18 protein-coding genes and 4 tRNA genes are annotated in these 24,365 nt (G+C 39.7%); 16 read left to right on the top strand and 6 right to left on the bottom strand.

Going from position 1 to position 24,365, the window contains the following annotated elements; translation table 11 throughout:
* Positions 1-2: 2 nt before the first annotated feature.
* The gene (gene uvrB, locus H5092_RS17290; RefSeq protein ID WP_039487290.1) at positions 3-1,997 is read right to left on the bottom strand and encodes an excinuclease ABC subunit UvrB; all 1,995 of its coding nucleotides are present in this window, start codon (positions 1,995-1,997) and stop codon (positions 3-5) included.
* Positions 1,994-3,373 carry an MATE family efflux transporter gene (locus tag H5092_RS17285; protein ID WP_138489356.1) on the bottom strand — a complete coding sequence of 460 codons (1,380 nt, stop codon included), beginning with the start codon at positions 3,371-3,373 and terminating at the stop codon, positions 1,994-1,996. Before H5092_RS17285 ends, uvrB begins: the two co-directional genes overlap by 4 nt.
* 1,051 nt (positions 3,374-4,424) lie before the next feature.
* Between H5092_RS17285 and H5092_RS17280 the strand changes: the two genes are divergently transcribed.
* The 12 genes from H5092_RS17280 to nth all read left to right on the top strand — a co-directional run bounded on the left by H5092_RS17280 (position 4,425) and on the right by nth (position 13,936).
* Positions 4,425-4,501, top strand: a tRNA-Asn gene (locus H5092_RS17280).
* Between the two features lie 21 nt (positions 4,502-4,522).
* Positions 4,523-4,599: transfer RNA gene (locus H5092_RS17275), tRNA-Asn, on the top strand.
* 21 nt (positions 4,600-4,620) lie between these two features.
* Positions 4,621-4,697 (top strand) — tRNA-Asn (locus tag H5092_RS17270).
* A 29-nt stretch (positions 4,698-4,726) separates the two neighbouring features.
* Positions 4,727-4,803, top strand: a tRNA-Asn gene (locus H5092_RS17265).
* A 148-nt stretch (positions 4,804-4,951) separates the two neighbouring features.
* Complete coding sequence (locus H5092_RS17260; protein WP_182696126.1) at positions 4,952-6,895, top strand: EAL domain-containing protein; 1,944 nt, start codon at positions 4,952-4,954, stop codon at positions 6,893-6,895.
* A 212-nt stretch (positions 6,896-7,107) separates the two neighbouring features.
* A complete protein-coding gene (gene rsxA, locus H5092_RS17255) occupies positions 7,108-7,689 on the top strand; it encodes an electron transport complex subunit RsxA (protein ID WP_008172491.1) in 582 nt (193 codons plus the stop codon).
* Position 7,690: 1 nt separating this feature from the next.
* Positions 7,691-8,245 (top strand): electron transport complex subunit RsxB, encoded by a 555-nt coding sequence (gene rsxB, locus H5092_RS17250; protein ID WP_007585357.1) that lies wholly within the window; start codon positions 7,691-7,693, stop codon positions 8,243-8,245.
* A gap of 8 nt (positions 8,246-8,253) precedes the next feature.
* Positions 8,254-10,836: an electron transport complex subunit RsxC gene (rsxC, locus tag H5092_RS17245; protein ID WP_182734220.1), complete on the top strand. Its 2,583-nt coding sequence runs from the start codon at positions 8,254-8,256 to the stop codon at positions 10,834-10,836.
* Entirely contained in the window at positions 10,833-11,891 is a 1,059-nt protein-coding gene (gene rsxD / locus H5092_RS17240; RefSeq protein WP_182734218.1) for an electron transport complex subunit RsxD, read from the top strand. Before rsxC ends, rsxD begins: the two co-directional genes overlap by 4 nt.
* Positions 11,888-12,529, top strand: a complete 642-nt coding sequence (rsxG, locus tag H5092_RS17235) for an electron transport complex subunit RsxG (RefSeq protein ID WP_182721257.1) — start codon at positions 11,888-11,890, stop codon at positions 12,527-12,529. The genes rsxD and rsxG overlap by 4 nt, the downstream gene beginning before the upstream one ends.
* Entirely contained in the window at positions 12,526-13,224 is a 699-nt protein-coding gene (locus tag H5092_RS17230) for an electron transport complex subunit E (protein WP_182721258.1), read from the top strand. Before rsxG ends, H5092_RS17230 begins: the two co-directional genes overlap by 4 nt.
* Positions 13,225-13,273: 49 nt before the next feature.
* On the top strand, positions 13,274-13,936 hold the full coding sequence (gene nth / locus H5092_RS17225; RefSeq protein ID WP_182734216.1) for an endonuclease III: 663 nt from the start codon (positions 13,274-13,276) through the stop codon (positions 13,934-13,936).
* 461 nt (positions 13,937-14,397) lie between these two features.
* Here the strand turns inward: nth and H5092_RS17220 are convergent, their stop codons facing one another.
* The 4 genes from H5092_RS17220 to H5092_RS17205 all read right to left on the bottom strand — a co-directional run bounded on the left by H5092_RS17220 (position 14,398) and on the right by H5092_RS17205 (position 20,589).
* Complete coding sequence (locus tag H5092_RS17220) at positions 14,398-17,598, bottom strand: efflux RND transporter permease subunit (protein ID WP_004588883.1); 3,201 nt, start codon at positions 17,596-17,598, stop codon at positions 14,398-14,400.
* An 11-nt stretch (positions 17,599-17,609) separates the two neighbouring features.
* A complete protein-coding gene (locus tag H5092_RS17215; RefSeq protein WP_010388432.1) occupies positions 17,610-18,866 on the bottom strand; it encodes an efflux RND transporter periplasmic adaptor subunit in 1,257 nt (418 codons plus the stop codon).
* A gap of 64 nt (positions 18,867-18,930) precedes the next feature.
* Entirely contained in the window at positions 18,931-20,148 is a 1,218-nt protein-coding gene (locus tag H5092_RS17210) for a TolC family protein (RefSeq protein WP_010388430.1), read from the bottom strand.
* An 81-nt stretch (positions 20,149-20,229) separates the two neighbouring features.
* Positions 20,230-20,589: a hypothetical protein gene (locus H5092_RS17205; protein ID WP_227006932.1), complete on the bottom strand. Its 360-nt coding sequence runs from the start codon at positions 20,587-20,589 to the stop codon at positions 20,230-20,232.
* A 156-nt stretch (positions 20,590-20,745) separates the two neighbouring features.
* On the opposite strand from H5092_RS17205, the gene H5092_RS17200 reads away from it, so the two are divergent.
* The 4 genes from H5092_RS17200 (at position 20,746) to H5092_RS17185 (ending at position 24,360) form a co-directional block, all read left to right on the top strand.
* On the top strand, positions 20,746-21,645 hold the full coding sequence (locus tag H5092_RS17200; protein ID WP_002962256.1) for a cation transporter: 900 nt from the start codon (positions 20,746-20,748) through the stop codon (positions 21,643-21,645).
* Positions 21,646-21,730: 85 nt separating this feature from the next.
* Positions 21,731-22,027, top strand: a complete 297-nt coding sequence (locus H5092_RS17195; RefSeq protein ID WP_232007049.1) for a hypothetical protein — start codon at positions 21,731-21,733, stop codon at positions 22,025-22,027.
* Between the two features lie 73 nt (positions 22,028-22,100).
* Positions 22,101-23,393 (top strand): TolC family protein, encoded by a 1,293-nt coding sequence (locus H5092_RS17190; RefSeq protein ID WP_182734214.1) that lies wholly within the window; start codon positions 22,101-22,103, stop codon positions 23,391-23,393.
* Positions 23,394-23,463: 70 nt separating this feature from the next.
* Positions 23,464-24,360 carry an efflux RND transporter periplasmic adaptor subunit gene (locus H5092_RS17185; protein WP_002962254.1) on the top strand — a complete coding sequence of 299 codons (897 nt, stop codon included), beginning with the start codon at positions 23,464-23,466 and terminating at the stop codon, positions 24,358-24,360.
* The last annotated feature ends 5 nt before the right edge of the window (positions 24,361-24,365 follow it).

Genomic DNA, 24,365 nt, shown 5'->3' with positions numbered 1-24,365 from the left:
TTTTAATTAATCAACTGTTGTTGTAGTTCATGTATTTCATCGCGAACAGAGCCCGCTTTTTCAAATTCTAGGTCGCTTGCGTATGCATGCATTTTGGTTTCAAGCTGCTTAATTTGCACGGCAATTTCTTTCGCACTAAGAACCTTTTTAGACTCTTTACGTATAAGTTTAAGGTTGTCTTTAGGAGCCGCTTCCTCGCCTACATCCATTACATCAAGTATTTTTTTAGCCAGAGCATGAGGCTCTATACCGTGCTCAACGTTGTATGCATGCTGAATTTCGCGCCTGCGTGCTGTTTCGTCCATGGCTTTTGCCATTGATTTTGTAATTCTGTCACCATATAAAATAGCGCGGCCATCTAAGTGACGCGCAGCACGGCCAATGGTTTGTATCAGCGAGCGAGCCGAGCGTAAAAAACCCTCTTTGTCAGCATCAAGTATGGCAACAAGTGCCACTTCTGGCATATCAAGGCCTTCTCGCAGTAAGTTAATACCCACTAACACATCAAACACGCCTGCTCGTAAGTCACGAATTATTTCTACGCGCTCAACGGTATCAATGTCTGAATGTAAGTAACGTACTTTTACATTATGCTCGCTTAGGTAGTCTGTTAAATCCTCAGACATACGTTTAGTAAGTGTAGTTACCAGTACGCGTTCGCCCTTCTCCACACTTTTGTATATTTCTGAGAGTAAATCATCAACCTGATCGCCCACAGGACGTACTTCTATAAGTGGGTCGAGCAGCCCTGTTGGGCGAATTACTTGCTCTGCTATTTCGCCCGCGCAGCGCTCTAACTCAAAGTCGCCAGGCGTTGCCGATACATAAATAGTTTGTGGTGCTATGGCTTCAAATTCTTCAAAACGCAGTGGCCTATTATCCATTGCTGAGGGCATTCTAAAACCATACTCAACAAGGTTTTCTTTACGGCTTCTGTCGCCTTTATACATTGCACCAATTTGCGATACGGTTACATGCGATTCATCAATAATCATTAATGCGTCATCAGGTAGGTAATCAAGCAATGTTGGCGGCGGATCGCCTGGTGTACGACCCGATAAATAACGGCTGTAGTTTTCTATACCCGAGCAATAACCAAGCTCGGTCATCATTTCTATATCGTATTGCGTTCGCTGAGCTACACGTTGCTCTTCTACTAATTTGTTTGCACTGAGTAACTGGGCGCGTCGCTCTTTTAGTTCTTCTTTTATTTTTTCGATAGCGCCAAGTATTTTTTCACGCGGGGTAACATAGTGCGTTTTAGGATAAATAGTAGCGCGCACTATGTGCTTTTCAATTGCACCGGTAAGCGGGTCAAAAATACTTAAGCGCTCTATTTCATCATCAAACATTTCTACACGTACAGCAAAAGTGTCTGATTCTGCTGGGAATATATCAACTACTTCGCCACGTACGCGGTATGTACCTCGGCTAAAATCTATATCATTGCGGGTATATTGTATTTCAGCAAGGCGGCGTAGCATGTCGCGTTGATCTACTTTTTCGCCCACTTTTAAAAGCAGCATCATTTTCATGTACGATTTAGGGTCACCCAAACCATAAATAGCCGATACCGATGCCACAATAATGGTGTCGCGACGCTCAAGCAATGCTTTGGTCGCACTTAAACGCATTTGCTCTATGTGCTCATTTATCGAAGCATCTTTTTCAATAAATGTGTCGCTAGATACAACATAGGCTTCTGGCTGGTAGTAATCGTAATACGATACAAAGTATTCAACCGCGTTTTTAGGAAAAAACTCTTTCATCTCGCCGTATAGCTGCGCAGCCAATGTTTTATTGTGCGCCATTATTATTGTTGGACGGTTTAAATCGCTAATAATATTGGCCATGGTAAAGGTTTTACCTGTACCGGTGGCACCTAATAACGTTTGGTGTGCAAGCCCCGCTTCTAACCCTTCGCATAGCTGTTTAATGGCGGTAGGCTGATCGCCTGCTGGTTTGAAATGTGATTTTAACTGAAAATGGTCGCTCAATTATTGCACTCCTGTAACGATTCGCCGCTCAGCGCTTCTAGTTTTTTCATAAACCATTTATATGCCACTATTGCTGTAAATAAATTACCTATGGCAGCGCCTATAAATAACCCTAATAATCCGGCTATTTCGTTGCCGATATAAGCAAATGGTACATAAAATATGAATAAACGAATAACGCTTAGTACCAATGCGTTCATTGGTTTGTGTAAAGCATTAAACGATGAGTTTGATAATATGATCACCCCTTGTAAGCCATAGCTTAGTGGGATGGTATAAATAAAGAGCTTAATTACATCTATTACGGCTTGTTCTTTACCAAATAATTGGCTTATAACACCTGAAAATGCAATTAGTAATACGTAAATGGCAAATTGCCATACCATCACAAATTTTAGTGTGCCGGTATACGCTTCTTTGACACGGCATAATTTGCCAGCCCCAAAGTTTTGACTCACAAATGGCGGTAATGTCATCGATAGCGCAAGCACTAATATACTTGCAATAGATTCTATCCGGCTTCCTACTCCAAATGCGGCCACGGCTTCTGGCCCATGATGCGCTACTAAGGCGGTCATTACAGCCATTGCAACGGGTGTAAGCATGTTTGCACCTGCAGCAGGTAAACCAATTTTTAATATTTTACGAATAGCGCCAGTTACAGTTTGCTTGCCCGCTTTGAGACTCAACAAACGTTTTTTAACCGCTAATATATATAAAATAATAACCACAGCGACCGACCATGCAACAACACTTGCTATGGCAGCGCCTTGAATTCCTAACGCGGGTACCGGCCCAAAGCCAAATATAAGTATTGGGTCAAGTACGGCGTTTATCAGCCCGGCTCCGCCCATTACTATACTTGGCGTTTTGGTATCACCACTGGCACGCAGTACCGAATTACCAATCATTGGGGTTATTAAAAATACGCTACCGATAAACCATACATTCATGTATTCGTGTATTAACGGCAATACTTGCGCGCCCGCTCCTAGCAAAGTAAATATGGGGTCAATCAGTAAATATCCAACAGATGACAACACAATAACCAAAACCACACCAACCATTAAAGAAATACTGGCATCAAAACGTGCTTCATCAATTTTATTACTGCCGAGCGCTTTCGCTATTACTGCTGATGTACCGATCCCCAGCCCTATTGCTAAGCTGATAACGGTAAAAGTAACTGGAAATGTAAAGCTCACGGCAGCTAATGGTTCGGTGCCAAGTAAACTTATAAAAAAGGTGTCTACAATGTTGAACATCATTAGTGTGATCATGCCGAATATCATCGGTATGGTCATCGTCTTTAATGTAGGCAAGATAGGATCGTTTAGTAAATCTGGGCGAGTCTGAGATTTTGAAATTGCGCGCATGAAATAAATAGGCCTCTTTTACTGAACGAATCATTTTAAAGCATCAAGACAGTTCAAGCCACGGATTTATCACTACAATTGATGTAATTACGTAAGTAAATATTCTAAAAAATAGTAAAACTTGGTTTTTACATCTTTTTGTTAAAATAGAGCCTAAACACGCCAAAAAACAATTAAAACACATTTTTATAACTTTTATTACAAACACCCTGTGTTATCTGATGCTTTTTTACACAAAGCAACTACTTGGTTTATCGTTACGAAAAAATTCATTCATGGAGTTACATCTATTAGCCACCAAAACATAACCTACTGTTTTACAATAAATAAAAAATAGTGATTTAAAAGCTTGAAATCGTTGTAGCACCCTAAAACATTGGTGCCGATGATGTTCTTAAAGTTTCATAAACAGAGTTATCCACAGAAACCGTGGATAACTCATTCAAAGCCGCATTTATAAAGGCCTTGAGAGACTCGCAATTTTCGCTGAGGTCCAACCAATTGTTGATTTGCTAATTGTGGCATTTTTATAAACTCACACTGAAAACGCAAGCTTGCCGATTTTTCTTCTTAACATAGTTATACGTTAATAAATAAAAAACGTTTAATACAAAGTTAAGTTATTGATTGTTCTATTTTTGAGCGAAGATAATAAATGCTCAATTTATAGATAAAAATTGGATCACTATTAAGGGGAAAAATACTTTTATGACTATTCGTGCAGGTATATTTTTAGAAAATTAAAATAAAAAAGTAAATAAATACGAAGAATACCCCAAAGTAAAAAATGAAATTTTATGTTTTTGAGTTGTTTTTTAATTACAAGTGGCTTTAATGGCGTGTTTAATTTAACCAATTTAAAGACTCAACAATAATAAAACTCGCATTAGTATTCTTAAATTCTTAAAAAAACAGCTTTAATAGAGCTATAAATCACGCAGATCGAACACAAAAACAACGAATAAACCTCTTTTTTCAATTTATGACTTTTATATGTTGACACTTTGCGGCTCGGTCATTAATATTTCGCCCCGTTGAAAGGCAAGACGCTTCCCCCTTAGCTCAGTTGGTTAGAGCGACGGACTGTTAATCCGCAGGTCCCCCGTTCGAGTCGGGGAGGGGGAGCCAAGTTTTTCAACCATAAACGATTCCCCCTTAGCTCAGTTGGTTAGAGCGACGGACTGTTAATCCGCAGGTCCCCCGTTCGAGTCGGGGAGGGGGAGCCAAGTTTATGTTTATGATGTAGTTCCCCCTTAGCTCAGTTGGTTAGAGCGACGGACTGTTAATCCGCAGGTCCCCCGTTCGAGTCGGGGAGGGGGAGCCAAATCATCATAATAATATCAGTACTTTAGTTCCCCCTTAGCTCAGTTGGTTAGAGCGACGGACTGTTAATCCGCAGGTCCCCCGTTCGAGTCGGGGAGGGGGAGCCAATTCTAAGAATTTCATAGACATTCCAAGCTATTTCCACTACTCTTCCTTATATAACTAAAGCATTAGTTTAATTCTTTAATGCGCTGTACTTAGTTTATTAATCAAGGACTTGATTCCTTCCCTTTTGATTATTAAAAGACTGAAAACATGGCTGGATTTAAAAAACTTATTTTTATACAAATTATCTCTTGGTTATTGTGTGTTGCAGCAGGAAGCTACTTCATATCTATAAGCTTTGATACTGCGGTAAGTGATGCACAAAAAAATGCACAAACAACTGTTACTAAGTATATTAATGACCTTTCTTTAGACGATATTTCTGCTCAAAATTTAAAACAATCAATTGCAGATGGTAATACGTTTTCAAGCTTTACCCTAAGAGATTACCAAGGTGCTGAAGTATTTAGCATTAACCCCCCTACTCAATTACCAATGTTTGCTGATTTTGTACTCTCTAACTTTAACTCTGTACGCCCACAGTTTGCTGTAAACGATGCCGCAGATATAAAAGTTGAATTTGTACTTAACATTGAGCATTTAGCATCGCAGCTACAAACTTCCCTTTTTATTGTTATTTTGATTTCTGCCATTTTAGTTATTATTCCAATAATTCTAATGAAATCTATTTTTTATCATTTAAATAAAAATATAAGTACAACAGTTGCTGACATTATCGATATTTATATCAATCAAAACCAAGTTGATAATGATTTAGAAACAGCATTAGATGGCACTCGATTGAAAAAAATGGGAAAAGATTTAGTACCTAGCTTTAATCGGTTATCACATTTTTTAAAAAACAAGAACGAAGACATACAAAGCGCTGCTATGACTATCAAGCATGAAGCGTACAAAGATGTAATTACCTCGCTTGGTAATCGTAATATGTTTGTTGAGTACTACGAAAAAAATATTGAAAACACTGAGCAAAGTACATTTGGCTCTTTAGCTATGGTTCGTTGTAGCGAACTACAAGCTATAAACCAAAGCCGTGGTTATCAAAAAGGTGACGAGTACGTTAAAGGCGTTGCCGATATTATTAAGCACATAAGCGGCACTTACACGGGTAGCCAAGTATTTAGATTAAACAGCTCTGATTTTGCGGTAGTACTCCCCCACATTCCTTTAAAAGAAGCTGAGCGCTTTGGTGAAAACCTGCAATCGCGCTTCACGCAGTACCAACAAAACCAAGAGTTAAGCTCGGTAGCTAATACGGGTATTGTAGGTTACGAAAAAGGTAAACCGTTAGGCGAACTGCTTTCTGTTGTTGATAACGCGATGAGCATGGCGCAGTCAAAGCAAGTTAATGCATGGCACGTACAACGCGAAACCGATTTAGTTAATAACGTAAGTGCGGGGTTTGGTAATCAAAACTGGCGTAAGGTTATTAAGGAAGTTATAGAATCTAAGCGTGTGCATTTAGTGATGCAAAACATTATGCCGCTTGGTAAAAGCATAAAAGCCTACGCTGAAGTACAAGTTCGATTTAAAACAGAAGACAATCAAGTACTGCCTACCGCTTCTTTTTTAGCAATGGCCGAAAAACTTGATATGGCAATAGAAATTGATCGCCTGATCATCGACTCTTCTCTTGAAAAAGTTAAAAGCCGTAATTTATCTGAAAAGTTTTTTGGTTTAAACGTAACAGCCTCAAGTGCACACAACGATCAGTTTGTAATTTGGCTAGAGCGCCGATTATTGAAAGATACGCATATTGCATCTAAACTAGTATTTGAGGTAAGCGAGTTTGGTTTACAGCAAAACATCAAAGCTAGTAAGCGCTTTATCGACATGGTTCACCGTGTTGGCGCACGCGTTACAGTTGAACGTTTTGGTGTTGGCTTAACTTCATTTAAGTTTTTCCGCGATTTAAAACCTGATTTTATTAAAATGGATGCAAGTTATACTCGCGGCCTAGAAGATGATAAAAATAATCAGTACTTTATGCGCTTAATGGTCGATTTAGCCCACCGCATTGGTGTTAGCGTATTTGCTGAAGGCGTTGAGAGCCAAGAAGAGAAACACATTATAGAAACGTTGTGTTTAGATGGCGTTCAAGGTTATTACATAGAAAAACCTAAAGACATTTAATTAGTTTTCAATTAATACAAAAAAGAGCATTCGTTGCTCTTTTTTTGTTTCTGCTATTTGACTAATTCCTTACATCAAAATCACATTAATTTTACAGCCTTGTGATCAATATGTTTGTCCTTGCGTTTATTTAACTGATAACGACTCGCAAATGTTGTTTATCGGGGCAGAAAAAAGGATAATAAGCAGGACTTTAATAGCGTGAGGCACACATGACAGAATATGTCTTGTTATTGATTGGAACTGTTCTGGTTAATAACTTTGTATTAGTACAATTTTTAGGCTTATGTCCGTTTATGGGCGTATCAGGTAAGCTTGATACGGCGATTGGTATGTCTTTGGCAACCACGTTTGTGCTTACCCTTGCCTCTGTAACTAGCTATTTAGTTAATCAATATATTTTAATCCCTCTGGATATCGCCTTTTTACGCACCATGAGCTTTATTTTAGTGATTGCCGTTGTAGTGCAATTTACCGAAATGGTTGTGCGTAAAACCAGCCCTACCCTATATCGTTTATTAGGCATATTTTTACCGCTGATCACCACTAACTGTGCTGTATTAGGTGTGGCTTTATTAAATATCAAAGAAGATCATTCGTTTTTACAATCTGCGGTATATGGTTTTGGTGCTGCGGTTGGTTTTTCTTTAGTGCTTGTATTGTTTGCAGCACTACGAGAGCGTTTAGCAGCTGCTGACGTTCCTACGCCTTTTAAAGGCGCCTCTATTGCAATGATCACTGCAGGCTTAATGTCGATGGCGTTTATGGGTTTTACTGGATTAGTGAAGTTTTAATATGACCTTGTTTTATGCCTTGATAGCGATTGGTTCGCTAGCACTCATTTTTGGACTTATTTTAGGGTTTGCAGCAATTCGCTTTCGCGTTGAAGGTAACCCTATTGTTGAGCAAATTGATACTATTTTACCGCAAACTCAATGCGGACAATGTGGCTACCCGGGTTGTCGCCCTTACGCCGAAGCCATAGCTAATGGCGATGAAATAAATAAATGCCCACCAGGCGGAGAATCTACCATGAAAAAGCTTGCCGGCTTAATGGGGGTTGATGAAAAACCACTTGCCGGTGGCGAGCAAGCAGAACCTATAAAAACAGTGGCTTATATTCGCGAAGATGAATGTATTGGCTGTACCAAATGTATTCAAGCCTGCCCAGTTGACGCTATTTTAGGCGCAACTCGTCAAATGCATACCGTGTTAATTGATGAATGTACTGGCTGTGATTTATGTGTTGAGCCTTGCCCTGTAGATTGCATTGATATGCTACCTGTAGCCGAAACTAAACAAAACTGGAAATGGCAGCTAGACGCTATTCCTGTTACACAAATAGATTAGAGGTTTGAGTGGACAAGTTACTTGAACAAATAAAAAAAGGCACCGTGTGGGCATTTCCTGGCGGCATACACCCACCACAACAAAAATCACTCTCTAATAGTGCGAGTATCACTCGCCTACCTTTGCCCGATAAACTCATTGTTGCGCTTAAGCAACACATAGGCGCAAACGGTAAGTTACTTGTAGAAAAAGGCCAACACGTATTAAAAGGCCAACCACTAACAGAGCCTGCTGCTAACTGGTCGGTACCTGTGCATGCGCCAAGCTCTGGTGTGGTTACTGATATTGCACCTATGCCATCAGCACATCCATCGGCCCTGCCAGAACTAAGTGTTATTATTGAACCAGACGGCAAAGACGAATGGGTAGCTCTAAATAAAAATAAAAATCCTGCTGAGCTTAGTCATGACGATCTTATAAATATTATTCACCAAGCCGGTATTAGCGGTATGGGTGGTGCTGGTTTTCCTACTTATGTAAAAGCAGATACTAAGCAACCTATCGAATTTTTGATTGTAAATGCTGTTGAGTGCGAACCTTATATTACTGCCGATGACGTTTTAATGCGCGAACACGCTAAAGAAGTTATCCAAGGCATTGAAATAATCCAGCAACTTTTAAACCCAACACTGTGCATTGTGGGTATAGAAGATAACAAGCCTGAAGCTATTGCAGCAATGAAGCAAGCAGCTGAGCATAACTCAAAAATTATTATTCAAACGGTGCCAACTATTTATCCATCTGGCGGTGAAAAGCAATTAATTAAATTACTTACTAACCGTGAAGTTCCTAGCATTGGTATTCCAGCCGATATTGGTATTTTAGTGCATAACACGGGTACTTTGTTTGCCGTACAACAAGCCGTTTATGAAGGCAAACCGCTAATTGAGCGTATAGTTACGGTAACAGGTAACACTATTCATAAACCTGGAAATGTATGGGCACTGCTTGGTACTGAAATAAAGCATTTACTAGATTGCCAAGGTTTCTCTCCTGTACCGCAGCAAAGTGTTGTGATGGGCGGCCCAATGATGGGCTTTACGCTACCCACAGTACGTATTGGCATAGTTAAAACAACTAACTGTATTTTTGCGCCTGATCATAAAGAGCTAGCGGAACCCGGCCCTGAAAAAGCCTGTATACGTTGTAGCGCCTGTGCCGATGCCTGCCCTGCTTCTTTATTGCCACAACAATTGCAGTGGTTTGCTAAATCAAAAGAGTACGACAAACTACAAGAGCACAATTTATTTGATTGTATTGAATGTGGTGCTTGTGCATACGTGTGCCCAAGCGAAATCCCTCTTGTACAGTACTACCGTATAGCCAAAGTTGAAATTAAAGAACAACAAGCTGACAAAATTAAAGCCGACAGAGCAAAAGAGCGTTTTGATGCCCGAAAAGAACGTTTAGAGCGTGAGCAAGAAGAACGCCAAAACCGCCATAAACGTAAACCTGCTGCTAAGTCTGCTGACGAAAAGCAAAAAGTAGCTGAGGCACTAGCCCGTGTTAAAAATAAATCAGATAACGGCGATGAAAAATCAGCTGTTGCAGCCGCTATTGCACGCGCTAAAGCTAAAAAGCTAGGCGATCAATCTGCTGAATTAGAACCTGACAACAGCGAAGTAGCAAAAGAGCGCGCACTACGTAAAGAACAAGCGCGTAAATATAAAGAGCAAAAATCTCAAACAGATGAATCGGCCGCTGCTGCGCCCGTTGATGATAAAAAATCAGCAGTTGCTGCAGCCATTGCTCGCGCTAAAGCTAAAAAAGCAGCACAAGCATTAGATAACGCTGAACAAGCAGCAAGTGAAGAGCCACAAAACGATGCCCCTGTTGATGATAAAAAAGCAGCAGTAGCTGCAGCCATTGCTCGCGCTAAAGCTAAAAAAGCGGCTAAAGCATTAGAAGAAGCTGAGCAACCCGTAAGTGAAGAGTCACCAAGTGATGCCCCTGATGATGACAAAAAAGCAGCGGTAGCGGCAGCTATTGCACGTGCAAAAGCTAAAAAAGCGGCTAAAGCACTTGAAGAAGCTGAGCAAACAGCAATTGAAGAGCCAAAAACTGATGCCCCTGTTGATGACAAAAAGGCAGCAGTAGCGGCGGCCATAGCTCGTGCAAAAGCTAAAAAAGCGGCTAAAGCATTAGAAGAAGCTGAGCAAACCGTGAGTGAAGAGCCACAAAGTGATGCCCCTGTTGATGATAAAAAAGCAGCGGTAGCGGCGGCCATTGCTCGTGCTAAAGCTAAAAAAGCGGCTAAAGCATTAGAAGAAGCCGAGCAAACCACAAGTGAAGAACCACAAACTGATACCCCTGTTGATGACAAAAAAGCAGCGGTAGCGGCGGCTATTGCCCGCGCTAAAGCTAAAAAAGCGGCTAAAGCACTAGAAGATACCGAACAAACTCAGCCCCAAGAGCTACAAGTTGAGAGCGCAGCACCTAAGAGTGCAGAAAGTAACACCGATGACTCATCCAATTCTACTGAAGCAGATAAACCTAAATCAGCCGACGATAAGAAAAAAGCCGCCGTGGCTGCTGCAATTGCGAGAGCAAAAGCTAAAAAGTTACAAAAAGAAGGAAATAATCAGTCATGAAATTAACCATGGCCAGTTCGCCGCATAATCACAGCCATAAATCGTTAACGCGATTAATGCTTAGCGTTATTGCTGCGTGTATTCCTGGGCTAATTGCTCAAGTTTTCTTTTTTGGTACCGGGGTGCTTATTCAGCTAGTACTAGCCCTTGTTGCTGTAAGTGTATTTGAAGCTGCAATAATGCTAATACGAAAGCGCCCTGTTTGGCCTGCATTAAGTGATGGCAGTGCGTGGCTTACTGCCGTGTTATTGGCATTGAGTATTCCACCACTTGCGCCTTGGTGGATAATCGTTATTGGCTGTTTATTTTCTATTGTTATAGTTAAACAGCTTTATGGCGGCCTTGGGTTTAACTTATTCAATCCAGCAATGGCGGCTTATGTACTGCTTTTAGTTTCGTTTCCGGTACAAATGACCGCATGGTTGCCTGTTACCGATTTAATAAATACGCCAATAGGCTTTGCTGATCAGCTAAGGCTAATATTCACCGATTTTACGGCCTCTGGGTTTAGTCTAGATCAAGTACGTGCAGGGGTTGATGGCCTAACAATGGCAACACCGCTGGATACTGTTAAGACAGACATAGCACACGGTTTAACCGTTACCGAAAGCATGCAAAAGCCAATATTTAACGAATGGGCTGGCCTTGGTTGGGCCTGGGTTAACTTAGGCTTTTTAGCCGGTGGTTTATACTTATTAAAAGCAAAAATAATTAACTGGCATATTCCTGTCAGTTTTATCGCAAGTTTAGCTGTATGTAGTGCTATTGGTTATATCGCATCACCTGGTACAGAGCCGGGCACCCTATTTCACTTATTAAGTGGTGCCACTATGATGGGGGCCTTTTTTATAGCAACCGATCCGGTATCTGCAGCAACAACTAACAAAGGGCGCTTAATTTATGGCGCGCTAATTGGCTTACTAATTTATTTAATTCGTACCTTTGGCGGTTTTCCTGATGCCATCGCATTTAGCGTATTATTGATTAATATTGCAGTGCCGCTAATAGACTACTACACACAGCCACGTACTTATGGCCATGGAGCAGTAAAATGATCATTTCGTCAATGGCTAAAAATGGTGCTATTTTAACTGCGTTTGCGTTAGCAACAACGGGCTTAGTTGCCTCTATCAACGCGCTTACTGCCGATAAAATTGCAGAGCAAGAACAGCTACAACTTACTGCGCAGCTACAAGAAGTGCTCGACCCAAAATCGTACGACAATCAATTATCACAAGATTGCGTAATTATTACTGACGAAAAACTAGGCCCACACACAAACCAAGTAATTTACCGTGCTCGTAAAAACAATAAACCAGTCGCTGTTGTTATTAGGCATGTTACGCCAAACGGCTACAGTGGCGATATTAACTTATTAACAGCTGTATTGAGCGATGGCACTATTGCTGGCGTGCGTACGACTAAACACGAAGAAACTCCTGGTTTAGGCGACAAAGTAGAAGTTAAAAAATCACTTTGGATCACAACATTTAAAAGCTTAACGGTTGAAGGCGAAGAAGACGCTCGCTGGGCTGTAAAAAAAGATGGCGGCCAGTTTGATCAATTTACAGGCGCGACCATAACGCCACGTGCTGTTGTGGGCTCTGTTAAAAATGCCGTATTATTCGCACAAACTAATTTTGATGATATTTTTGCAGCACCTAATGCCGAATGTATGGAGGTAGCTAAATGAGTGAGTTAAAAACATTATACAAAGAAGGTGTATGGGTAAATAACCCTGCCCTTGTGCAGCTTTTAGGTTTATGTCCACTGCTTGCCGTTACCTCAACTGTAACAAATGCCTTAGGTTTGGGCTTAGCAACTTTACTCGTACTAATAGGCTCAAATGTTACCGTATCAATTGTGCGTAACTGGGTGCCAAAAGATATCCGTATACCTGTATTTGTAATGATCATCGCGGGCTTTGTAACAATAGTTCAATTACTTATGAACGCTTATACCTTTGGTTTATATCAATCATTGGGAATTTTTATCCCGTTGATTGTAACTAACTGCGCCATTATTGGCCGCGCCGAAGCATACGCCTCTAAAAATCCTGTTCATTTATCAGCATTTGACGGCTTAATGATGGGCTTAGGCTTTATGGCTGTATTGTTAGTATTAGGAGCTATGCGTGAACTCATTGGCCAAGGTACGCTGTTTGACGGAGCCGATTTATTACTTGGCCCATGGGCACAGAGCATGCGCATAGAAGTATTTAACTTTGATAACCAATTTTTACTGGCAATTTTACCACCGGGTGCCTTTTTAGGTCTTGGACTACTTATTGCTGCTAAAAACGTAATTGACGCACAAATAAAATCAAAGCAAATTGCACCGCCAGAGGCTGAAAAAGGCCCTCGAGCACGTGTTACTAGCTTAACTTAAGGGGAAAACGTATTAGAGCAACAATTAGCACTAATACGTTTTAAGTTGCATGAATAAAGAAAAACGTCACCAAATACTGTCGCGCCTACGCGACGATAATCCACATCCAGTTACAGAGCTTGAATATTCAAGCCCATTTGAGTTACTAGTAGCAGTAACTCTTTCAGCACAAGCAACTGATGTAGGCGTTAATAAAGCCACTCGAAAGTTGTTCCCTGTTGCTAATACACCACAAGCCATTTTAGATATAGGCCACGATACACTGCGTGATTATATAAAAACCATCGGCTTATTTAACTCTAAAGCTGCCAACGTGTACAAAATGTGCCAAATTTTGGTGGATGAATATAACAGCATCGTGCCAGAAAATCGTGAAGCCCTAGAAGCCCTACCAGGCGTTGGCCGTAAAACCGCTAATGTTGTACTCAACACAGCCTTTGGCTGGCTAAAAGATAATGAAGGTAGATACTTTTTAGCAGTAGATACTCACATCCAACGTCTTGCAAACCGTACTGGTTACGCTAAGGGTAAGACTGTTGAGCAGACTGAACAGGCTATAATTAAAAATACGCCAAATAAGAAAGAATTTATGTTTAACCTCCATCATTGGTTTATTTTACATGGGCGCTATACGTGTACAGCGAGAAAACCAAAATGTGGAAGTTGTATAATTGAGGATTTGTGTGACTATAAAGAGAAAACTGAGTCATAGTTAAGAGTAGTTATTTTTTAATTAGCATAAACCTTTTAACGGTCACATCTTTAGTTTCTATTTAAGAAGCTGGCGATTTGATTCTCATATGAGCCTTTATTCGGCCAGCACCAATTAAATTGAAAATTTGCGTTAACTTCAGAATAGTTTGAATTTAAGCGAGGTGTTGCAAATAGATTATGATTTATTAATTAGAGCCCAGCTAAAACCTAAAATTTAAATACGGAGTTAATTGGAAGCTATTTCCGGTTTGTGCCATAAGCCGACCTTGAGACACATAAAGATTAAGACTGCAAAGATACGAAAGCGGAAGTTAGCTTTGGCCTGTTTAACGACAAATATTCCGACAAAGCAGTCATGACTATTAGTTTATTGTTAAATCTAATCTTTCTTTTCGTTCATCTACTCAATAACCCCACGCTAAACGTGACTTTAGCGTGGGGTTAGAGTTCACAGTCATTTTATCTGGATAGCTCTTTTATTTTTTTCTCTGAAAACCAGCGATATAAAACAGGTAAAACAAATAATGTTAACAGTGTTGCAGTTACCAAGCCGCCAACAATAACACTCGCTAAGGGGCGCTGTATTTCTGCACCAACACCATTAGACATTAACATCGGTATCAAACCTAAAGCTGATGTTATAGCAGTCATAAGTACAGGTCTTAATCTTGAAGTAGCGCCTTCAAAAACGGCTTTAGATGCTTCTAGACCGTCTTTAATACGTTGGTTGATACTTTCTACCATAACGACCCCATTCAATACCGCTACACCAAATAAGGTAATAAAGCCAACGGAGCTTGGTACAGACAAGTATTGTCCAGATAAATATAAGGAGAAAACTCCGCCAATTACAGCAAGCGGCACGTTGACCAATATCAGCATAGCTTGACCAACAGAACCAAAGGCAAAGTAAAGTAGTAGTGCGATTAGTGCTAACGATAAAGGTACAACTATAGCTAACCTATTTTGAGCACGTTTTTGACTTTCGAACTGGCCGCCAATCGAAACAGAATAACCTGAAGGTAAGTCAACCTTTTCAGCAATTACCGTTCTGATATCGGCAACCACGCTTCCCATATCTCGATTTTGTACATTTGCTTGGATAACGACTCTTCGTTGTACATCATCGCGTCTAACTTGTGGTGGGCCTGACTCAAATGAGACTGAGGCTACGTCACCCAGTCGCACCCAAGCACCAGTAGGTGATTGAAGCCGAATATCAGCAATAGCTTCTTTGTTACTTCGGTACTCTTCCTCTATGCGAACGTAAATATCATAACGTTCATTACCATTGATTATTTGTCCGGCTTCAACACCACCAATACCATCACGCACAACCTCCATTATGTCACTCACAGACAATCCAAAGCGCGATAGTTCTTGCCTGTTAGGACTTATCACCAATTGCGCTTCACCAGCAATTTGCTCCAATGCAACATCCCTTGCACCTTCAATGTTTTTAATTGCTGTTTCTATTTCTTGACCTTTAGCCGCCAGTACCTCAAGTTCAGGCCCAAACAACTTTATCGCCAACTGAGCCTTAACACCAGATAGTAGCTCATCGACACGAGTCGCAATAGGTTGAGAAAAGTTGAGTAGCAACCCAGGGAATTCTTCTAAAGATCTCTCCATTTTTCCTTGAAGTTCATATCGATTAGATGCACTGGTCCACTCAGAAACAGGCTTCAACCCTATGTAAATTTCGATGTTATTCACAGGCTCTGGGTCTCCACCTATTTCTGCTCGACCAATTCGGCTTAATGCATAGGTTACTTCAGGGAAAGCCATTAGTTTTTCTTCTAGAATTGGTGCCACAGTGAGCGCGGTATCTAAACTGGAAGAAGGTGCAAGCGTTGCTCTTAAGTTTATCGTCCCTTCTTCTAACTCAGGTACAAATTCAGTACCAATTAATGGAACTAATGCAAAGGCAGAGAAAACTAATATAAGTGCGGCTGAAATGACTAATTTGGTGCGTTTTAGTGCGAATGTAAGCCCTTTTCTGTAGAGTTTGTCTAATGGCCTAAGAACAAAGCTTTCCCTCTCTTTTACACCTGACTTAAATAAATAAGTAGCTAAAGCGGGTACAACAAACAACGCAACCACAATAGCAGATATAACAGCTAAAATGATGCTTATTGCCATAGGTTGAAATAACTTTGCCTCAACACCTTCAAAGCTAAATAAAGGCGTAAATACGACTAAAATAATAGAAGCTGCAAAAAATACGGGACGAGCCACTTCTTTACCCGCATTTTGAAGACGTAACTTAATACCATGCTCATCTTGTTCTACATCATGTGGATCAGTATCAGCACTAGGCACTCTTTCTTTTACAGTTTTTAAATGGGTAGAGTCTGGTCTATTTAAATGCTTAAACATGTTTTCAACCATCACGACTGAACCATCAACTAGCATACCAATGGCTACGGCAATGCCACCCAATGACATAAGGTTTGCAGAAATGCCCCACCAAGCCATGATCATTAACGCGATACCAATTGAAATTGGAATAGATATTAGGACAAGGAAGGTTGCACGTATATTCATTAAAAATAGTGCTAATACAATACAGATGAAAATAAATGCTAGTAATAGTGCATCAACTACTGTATCAACGGCTTTTTCAATCAAATCAGCCTGATCATAAAATGGTTCAAAGCGAACACCTTTAGGCAATGCTTGATTAATTAATGGGATTCTTGCATTGATACCATCAATGGTGGCTTTAGTATTAGACCCCATGCGTTTTAAGACAATGCCAGAGACAACTTCACCTAAATTTTCGACTTTACCGTCTTCGGTTTTGCGCGTCATTGTGACAGCACCTTGACGAATTTCACTGCCCATTTCAACTTTAGCAATATCCGAAACCGTCACAACTGTCCCATCAACTGTTTTGACGGGAACTTGTTTGATATTACTAATACCAGCGTCACCACTTTCAAACCAACCTGCACCTCTAATAACAAGCTGCTCTTGCCCACGGTTCATATACCATCCGCCAACATTGGCATTGTTGTTATCTAGGGCACCAACAACGTCTTCTTGCGTTAGGTTATAAGAAAGAAGCTTAGATGGATCTACATTTACTTGGTACTGCCTAACAATACCTCCAAAGGAGAGTACATCAGTAACACCATCGACAGGCATAACGAGTAATTTTACTACCCAATCATTGAGACTCCTGAGTGCCATAGCATCATAGCCTGCATCTTTATCTGAAATAAGAAGGTACTGAAATACTTGGCCTAGCCCTGAGGTGTTTGGCCCCATTTCGGGTGTGCCGACACCTTCTGGTATCAGTTCTTTTGCGGCTTGAAGACGCTCAAATACAAGTTGTCTTGCAAAGTAAATGTCGGTGCCTTCTTTGAAAACAACCGTGACGCCAGACAAGCCTGTTTTAGAAATTGAGCGCACTTGTTCTACATCAGGTAAGGCATACATGACCGCTTCAATGGGGTACGTAATGAGTTGTTCAACTTCTTCAGCAGCTAGTCCTGGCGCTTCAGTATTTACAGCAACTTGAACATTAGTAACATCAGGAAAGGCATCTAAATTTAGTTTTGGTATAACCATAATTGCGCCGACAATTGTGGCAAACAGCGCAATCAAAATCAGGAGTCTATTATTAACAGACCAATCTATTATTTTATTAAACATAGTCTTGCTCCTTAGTGGTTATGCGGATCAAATCCGCCTTTAGCGATTTCAGAAGCAACAAAAAATGCGCCTTTGGTTACAATTCGCGTCCCACTATCAAGGCCAATGATTTCCCTAAAATCACCTAAGGCTCGGCCTAGTTCTACTTCTACAGCTTTAAATTCTCCAGGGTGGTCTTCGACAAATACGGTCCAATCACCATCTGCGCTGCGGATCAATGCTTCTTCTGGCACAGCCATCACTTTCTGCTTTGTGGCAAACTGAAAGTAAACTTTTACAAACATACCTGAATGAAGGTTATCATCAGCATTCTGTACCCCCAATCTAATAATTCTTGTACGAGTTACGGGATCAATTGTATGGGCTTCTTGGATAACTTTGGCATTGTAACTCTGGCCTTCTAATTTAAGTACCGCAGGAGAATCAATTGATAAATTTAGCTTTTTATTTGGAGAAACTTTTGCTTCAACCCATAGTTGTTTTTCATCAGCTAACAACATGACTGAATCCCCAGCATCAACACGTTGCCCTTGGATAAAGTCGTCTTGAAGCACGACACCTTCACGGTGCGCCGTTAATGCATATTGCCCAAATGCTTTAATGTCTTTGTTAGAAATACCATTTATTGCTTTTTCAGTTAACCCTAAAGCAATGAGCTTGCCATAGCTCGCATTGTATGTTGTTTCAGCTTGTAATAATCGACTTTCACTCACCGTCTTATTACCCAGCTTTTTTACACGTTGCCATTCGGTTGAAGCGATTAAATAGTCAGCTTGTGCTTGTGCCATTGCTTCACTAAATAATGTAACTAACTTCTGACCTATTTCTACATACTCGCCAAGCGCTGCATGGCGACTGATAATGACTGACTCTGTACGTGGTGATACCACATAACTTTTATAGCCATTAGCTTTTATTTCGCCAGGTGCATATACGGAGCTAAATTGATATTCAGGCTTAACACTTTCCACTTTAATTTTAGCAAGCGACATCTTCTTTGGATCAATAGTGATACCTTCTTCATGTTCTTCTTCTCCCTCTTTATTACCACCTTCATGGCCGTGCTCGTCATGGTCACCTTTATCTTCTTCATGTCCCTTTTCGTGTTCATGCTCATCTTGATGTTCTTTTTCTTCTTGTTTCGAAACGTTTGTGACAGAACCAGTTCCATCTGACGACTGTGCAAAAGCATCATGATTTGTAGTAAACCCAACTAACAGGCTGCTAATTACTACGGCTAAAAATTTTTTACTAATTACTGTATTCATTTTTGTAACCTATATTTTTAATAAATTTAAGATTTCGTTTTTCGCTACTGAAAAAACAAAGCGCTCAAATCTCAAATTTGGATAACTGACCCATACTTAAAATGAAGGATATTTCTGCAAGCTTGAATTGATTTTCCAAACGTATTCCTGCATGAAGCCCTTCCGCACGTTGATTTAATGCAAGTAAGTAGTCAGAAGTATTAATATCACCAGCTTGCCAGCGCTTATTTAATAAGTTTTCGCTGCTATCTAATCTGCCTTTTGTCAGTTTTTGCCATTGCTCATAATATTTTCTACTGACATTAAGCGATTCATAATTAGCTTTTGCTTCAAAAGACTGCTTTCGATATACCGACTGAAAATTCGCCTCGGCTGCAATGGCTTCTGAATAAGCGGCTTTAACATTATCTGTATAGTTATTTCTGATGTTTAAAGGCATTGAAAAAGTCACACCAACCAAGTCTTCATCTCCACTTTTCCCTGCGCTAACGCCAATGGTTGGATTAGCTTTAGATTCCATAGTGGTTAGTTGAGCTTTAGATTGTTGTCCCTTCCATTTCGCTCTAGCAAGTTTAACTTTTGGATGTTCCTCAACCCACTGGGAGTTAAATGAGTAGCTTGTTGCTCCAAAAGTAAATGAAAACAAATTGGTAGTATTAGGCGTCCAATCAGGCAATAACTCCTGAACCTTTACCTCTGCATTTTTCAAAGCAATTTGAGACTCAGATATTTCACTAAAAATTTGCGACAAGTTTAAATAGACTAGCTCAGCGTCAAGTGGCTCTAGAAGTCCAGCTTTTCGTTTGTCTTCAACAATTCCAACGAGCGTTTGCAATTGCTCTTCTCTTTCTGAAAGTAACTGAGCAGCTTTTTTTGCTGCTTGCCAATTAACTAATGCAGTTAAGGCATTAGCCTTTTTAGAATCGAGTAGAGATAACAATTGTTGCTGGTTTGCATAAACATCAATTTCACCAATGGTTTTATTTGTTGATTGCTTATCCCAAAAATCTATCGTTTGACTGATACCAATAGAGTAATTATCAAAATCACCTTCTTTTTCATAGCTTGCTTCAAGCTCTGGGTTATATACGGCTTGAGTTAAGCTTTTGGCTCTATGATTACTTGCATTAAGTAACTCTTTAGCCGCAACAACTTCGGGATCTTTATTTATTTGACTATCTAGCCATGAAATACTTTTCTGTTTGCCATAAGTGGCAACTGAAAAACTCACAGCCATGCATAAAGACAGGGTTAAACCTGTATTTTTTAAAAATATATACATAAAACTTCTTAATTTTTTAATTTATAAACACGAACCCTTTATCCTTCTCATGGACAAATAGGTCATTAAAAATCAATCTAATTAAGAAATGGGTGGGCGAAGTATCGCTTCAAGGTAAGTATTTGTTTGATCAATTTGATAAGGCGTTTTATTGATAATGTTTAGTTTGCCCGTGGTATTTGAATTACTGACTAAAATCCAAGATAAGTGGCTGCCACTGCAATGACCGCAGTGATGACAATCTTTTTCATTATGCTGCTCATCACCTACATTATCATTTGAGACATTTCGATCATCTGCATGATCATGTTGAGTTTGAAGGTGCTCTATATCTATTTGGTGATTCTCAGATGTTGAGGATGCTACAGCAGTTAACGATTGTAAAACAATCGAAATAACCAAGAGCATTTTTAGTACAACATTAAGGTTCAAAGTTATCACCAGTTAAATATAGTATTTAAAATACTAGCAGAAACTATTTTCTTAAACTAGCTTTTCAATTCAGTTTCCACGCTTTTACATTAAATAATTTTTTATTTGACTCTATAGCCACTATAGATTTTATACTTATTTTAATATTATTACGGAGTGTTAAATATGTCAGAAAAATGTAGTGGTCAGTGTCAATCATCTTCTACCAATGAAGATGTAAAAATTGATACACAATTAGATAACTATAGTGGCGCGTTTGTCAGTACATTTAAAGTACCTCAAATGGACTGTCCTTCAGAAGAGAGATTGATTAGGTTAGCACTTGACTCAATTGAGCCTTCAGTTGGGTTGCAATTTGATATTCCTAGCCGTTTAGTCAAGGTTTTTCATGATGAAAATTTAGATGAGATAACAAAAAAATTACAACAACTCAATCTCGGTGCAGAGTTGGCATCAACTAAAGAAAGTTGCAGCACCGAAGCTGCAAAAGCAAAAGATCTAGCCCAAAAAAATGAGATGAAAGAAGCATCAACGCTAAAATGGTTGTTAGCCATTAATGGAGTCATGTTTTTTATAGAAGTAATTGCTGGGATTATTGCGCAATCTGCTGGCCTTATTGCCGACTCATTAGATATGTTTGCTGATGCTGCTGTTTATGGTTTAGCTATATATGCTGTCGGTAAAAGCATAAGCATGAAACTTAGAGCGGCACATATATCTGGTGTACTTCAAATTATTCTAGCGCTAGGTGCTTTGAGTGAAGTCGTAAGACGCTTTATTTACGGTAGTGAACCTATCTCTTCTTTAATGATGATATTTGGTGGAATAGCACTAATCGCTAACATTGCTTGTCTGTTTTTAATATTTGGCAACAAAGAAGACGGCGCTCATATGAAAGCGAGTTGGATTTTTTCCGCAAATGACGTAATCGCAAACGTAGGTGTAATCTTAGCTGGCTTATTAGTTACAGTAACTAGCAGCCGTTATCCAGATTTAGTGATTGGTTTGATTATTGCTGTTGTCGTTTTAAACGGTGCTCGCCGCATCTTACAGCTAAAGTCTTAAGTAGAAAGTAGTTAAAAGAATGCACCCGTCATATTTTAAACCATATATATCATACGTGATAATGATTTTAATCGCGGTGCAGTCTGTGTTTTTTTCGCAAGAAGAGATTGAAGGAAACTTAATTGAAAGTTCTTTTAATATATCACTAACTGAGTCTATTACCCCGCTAAAAGCTCCTGAAAGCTCTAATTTATTTGAGGAGGGTAATAGCCAAACTTTAATTGATAATTGTAATTTTTGTTGCTGCTGTCAGTTATTTTTAAATACAGATTCTTCTTGTAATATTTTACAAGCAATAGAATATTTCCCTACCTACGCCTTAGTTTCCCCTGAGCTAAAAGGCTATATCTCGGTGCCATTCCGCCCACCTAAATACGCCTAAATTTTATAGAAAATTAAGAAAGGTCAAATGTTAATGACCTAAATATCACATATAAATTTATAGGAAAGTATACATGGCACTTAATACCTGTGTGCATCGCAAGATAACAATTTTAAGGTGTGTAACACCTCGGCTTAAATATATCGCGTTTCTCGCTTTGTCACTTTTTACATTTAATGTTTATGCCTTTGAGAAGCAGTTAAACCTTCAAGAGGCAATTCAGTGGACGCTTAAACAAAATCCAGAACTTAAAATATTTGATTTCAAGCAAACGGCATTAATTGGACGAGAACAAATCGCAAGTTTAAATCCTGCTTATGAACTAGAGCTTGAAGCTGAGAACTTTGCAGGCTCAGGTGAATTTAATACATTCGACAGTGCTGAATTAACAGTCGCTCTATCTTCGGTTATCGAAATGGGAGATAAACGCTCAGCGCGGATTGGAATTGTTTCAAAATCAAGAACACTACTCACTGCTGAAAAAGAAGTCTCTGCGCTTAATTTAATGGCTCAAGTCACTGAGAAGTACGTGGAAGTACTTGCAGCCCAACAAAGAGTTATATTGGCAGAAAATGCTTTGAGCTTAGCACAAGAAACCTTAGAGATTGTATCTCAGCGTAACCGCGCAGGTGCTACTCCTGAGGCTGAAGTGAAACGCTCAAAAGCAGTTATTGCTCAGGCTAACCTCACCCTTCAATCTGAACAAAAGCGCTTGGAATATCTAAAGCTTTCTTTATCAGCTTACTGGGGAGAAACATCAGTGTCATTCTCTAGAGTAACTGGAGATCTGTTTCAGTTTGGCAATGATAGTGATTTTAGTAGTCTCTTTGCGAAATTAGAGAAAAACCCTGCTATTCAAGTTTATGCAAGTGAGCAGCGACTAAAAGAGGCCGAGTTACAGTTTGCTAAAACAGAGTCAACGGCCAATATCAAATGGTCTGTTGGTGTTAGGCGCTCTCAAGAAGCCAATGATACGGCACTGGTCGCTGGCTTTAGCTTACCTTTGTTTGCTGAAAAGCGAAATTCTGGCGCAATCGCTAGTGCGCTAGCAGAGCGTGACCAAGTTGCCATAGAGAAAGAGGCGACTAAGTTAAGATTTAGAAATCACTTACTACGAGCATACTCCAATAGAAAACAAGCCATATTAACAGCTAATTCATTAAAGCAGTCGGTTATCCCAATGCTTGAAGATGCACTGGAAGATACTCAAGACGCCTATCAAAAAGGTCGATATGGATATCTTGATTATGTATCGGCTAGACAAGAGCTGTTAAATGCTCGGCGAACCCTTATTGACGCGGCATCTGCTGCCCTAATTTATGGCGCAGAGATAGAAAAACTAACAAACGAAGCGCTGTCACTCTAAATAAACATCACTTTAAGTTTAATAACAATTTATTGATTCAGTGATTAACTGAATCGTTTAGGAATTCAAAATGAAAAACTATTTACTCGCACTATTGATTTTTATTGGGTATCTATCACCCATTCAAAGTGTTTTCGCTAGTGAAGATGAACATGAAGGCGAAGAAGGCATAAGCAAAATCGACAATAACATGGCAAAAAAGGTTGGTGTTGAAACAGCCTATTTAGCTTCAAAAACGTTGAACCAAACTATCCCTGTATACGGCTCTACGACGATAGGCGCTGAACAATTATTTCAAGTTAGCGCTAGATATAACGGCGTTATAAAGACAATAAACTTCACTGTTGGTGATACGGTAAAAAAAGGCGATCTATTAGCCGTTATTGAATCTAATGAGAGCTTAAATACTTATAAAATAACATCGCCTGTTTCTGGGACTGTTTTACAGCGAAATGGAAATATTGGCGGTATCACGCAAAACACTAGCTTGTTTGAAATCGTCAAATTTGACACCTTGTGGGCTGAATTTAAGGTGTTTACCAGCCAATATAATCAAATCAAAGTCGGTCAGCATGTTGATATTGAGCAAGGTGAACACGCATTCAGTTCAGTCATCACTAATATTATTCCAGCTAAAGATCAGCCTTATGTTTTAGCACGGGTACGATTAAACAACACTGAGTTAAAGCTAACGTCAGGTCAATTATTAAAAGGCAACGTAAAGATAAACCAATTTGAGGTGGATTTAGCGGTCGAGAAAGTTGCCATACAAGAGCTAGGTGGACAATTAGGTGTCTTTGTAAAAGAAAATGAAGAGTACGAGTTTGCACCACTTGTCCTTGGTCGTTCAGACAAAAACTATATCGAGGTCATTGATGGCCTCAGTAAAGACGCTGAATATGTAAACAAAAACAGTTATCTGATTAAAGCAGATATCTTGAAATCTGAAGTAGAAGACGACGATTAGGAGAC

It is taken from the genome of Pseudoalteromonas sp. SR41-7 (assembly GCF_014163935.1).
Classification (GTDB): domain Bacteria; phylum Pseudomonadota; class Gammaproteobacteria; order Enterobacterales; family Alteromonadaceae; genus Pseudoalteromonas; species Pseudoalteromonas distincta.
The sequence above is the reverse complement of the archived record's forward strand: the minus strand, read 5'-3'. Positions and strand labels throughout refer to the sequence as shown.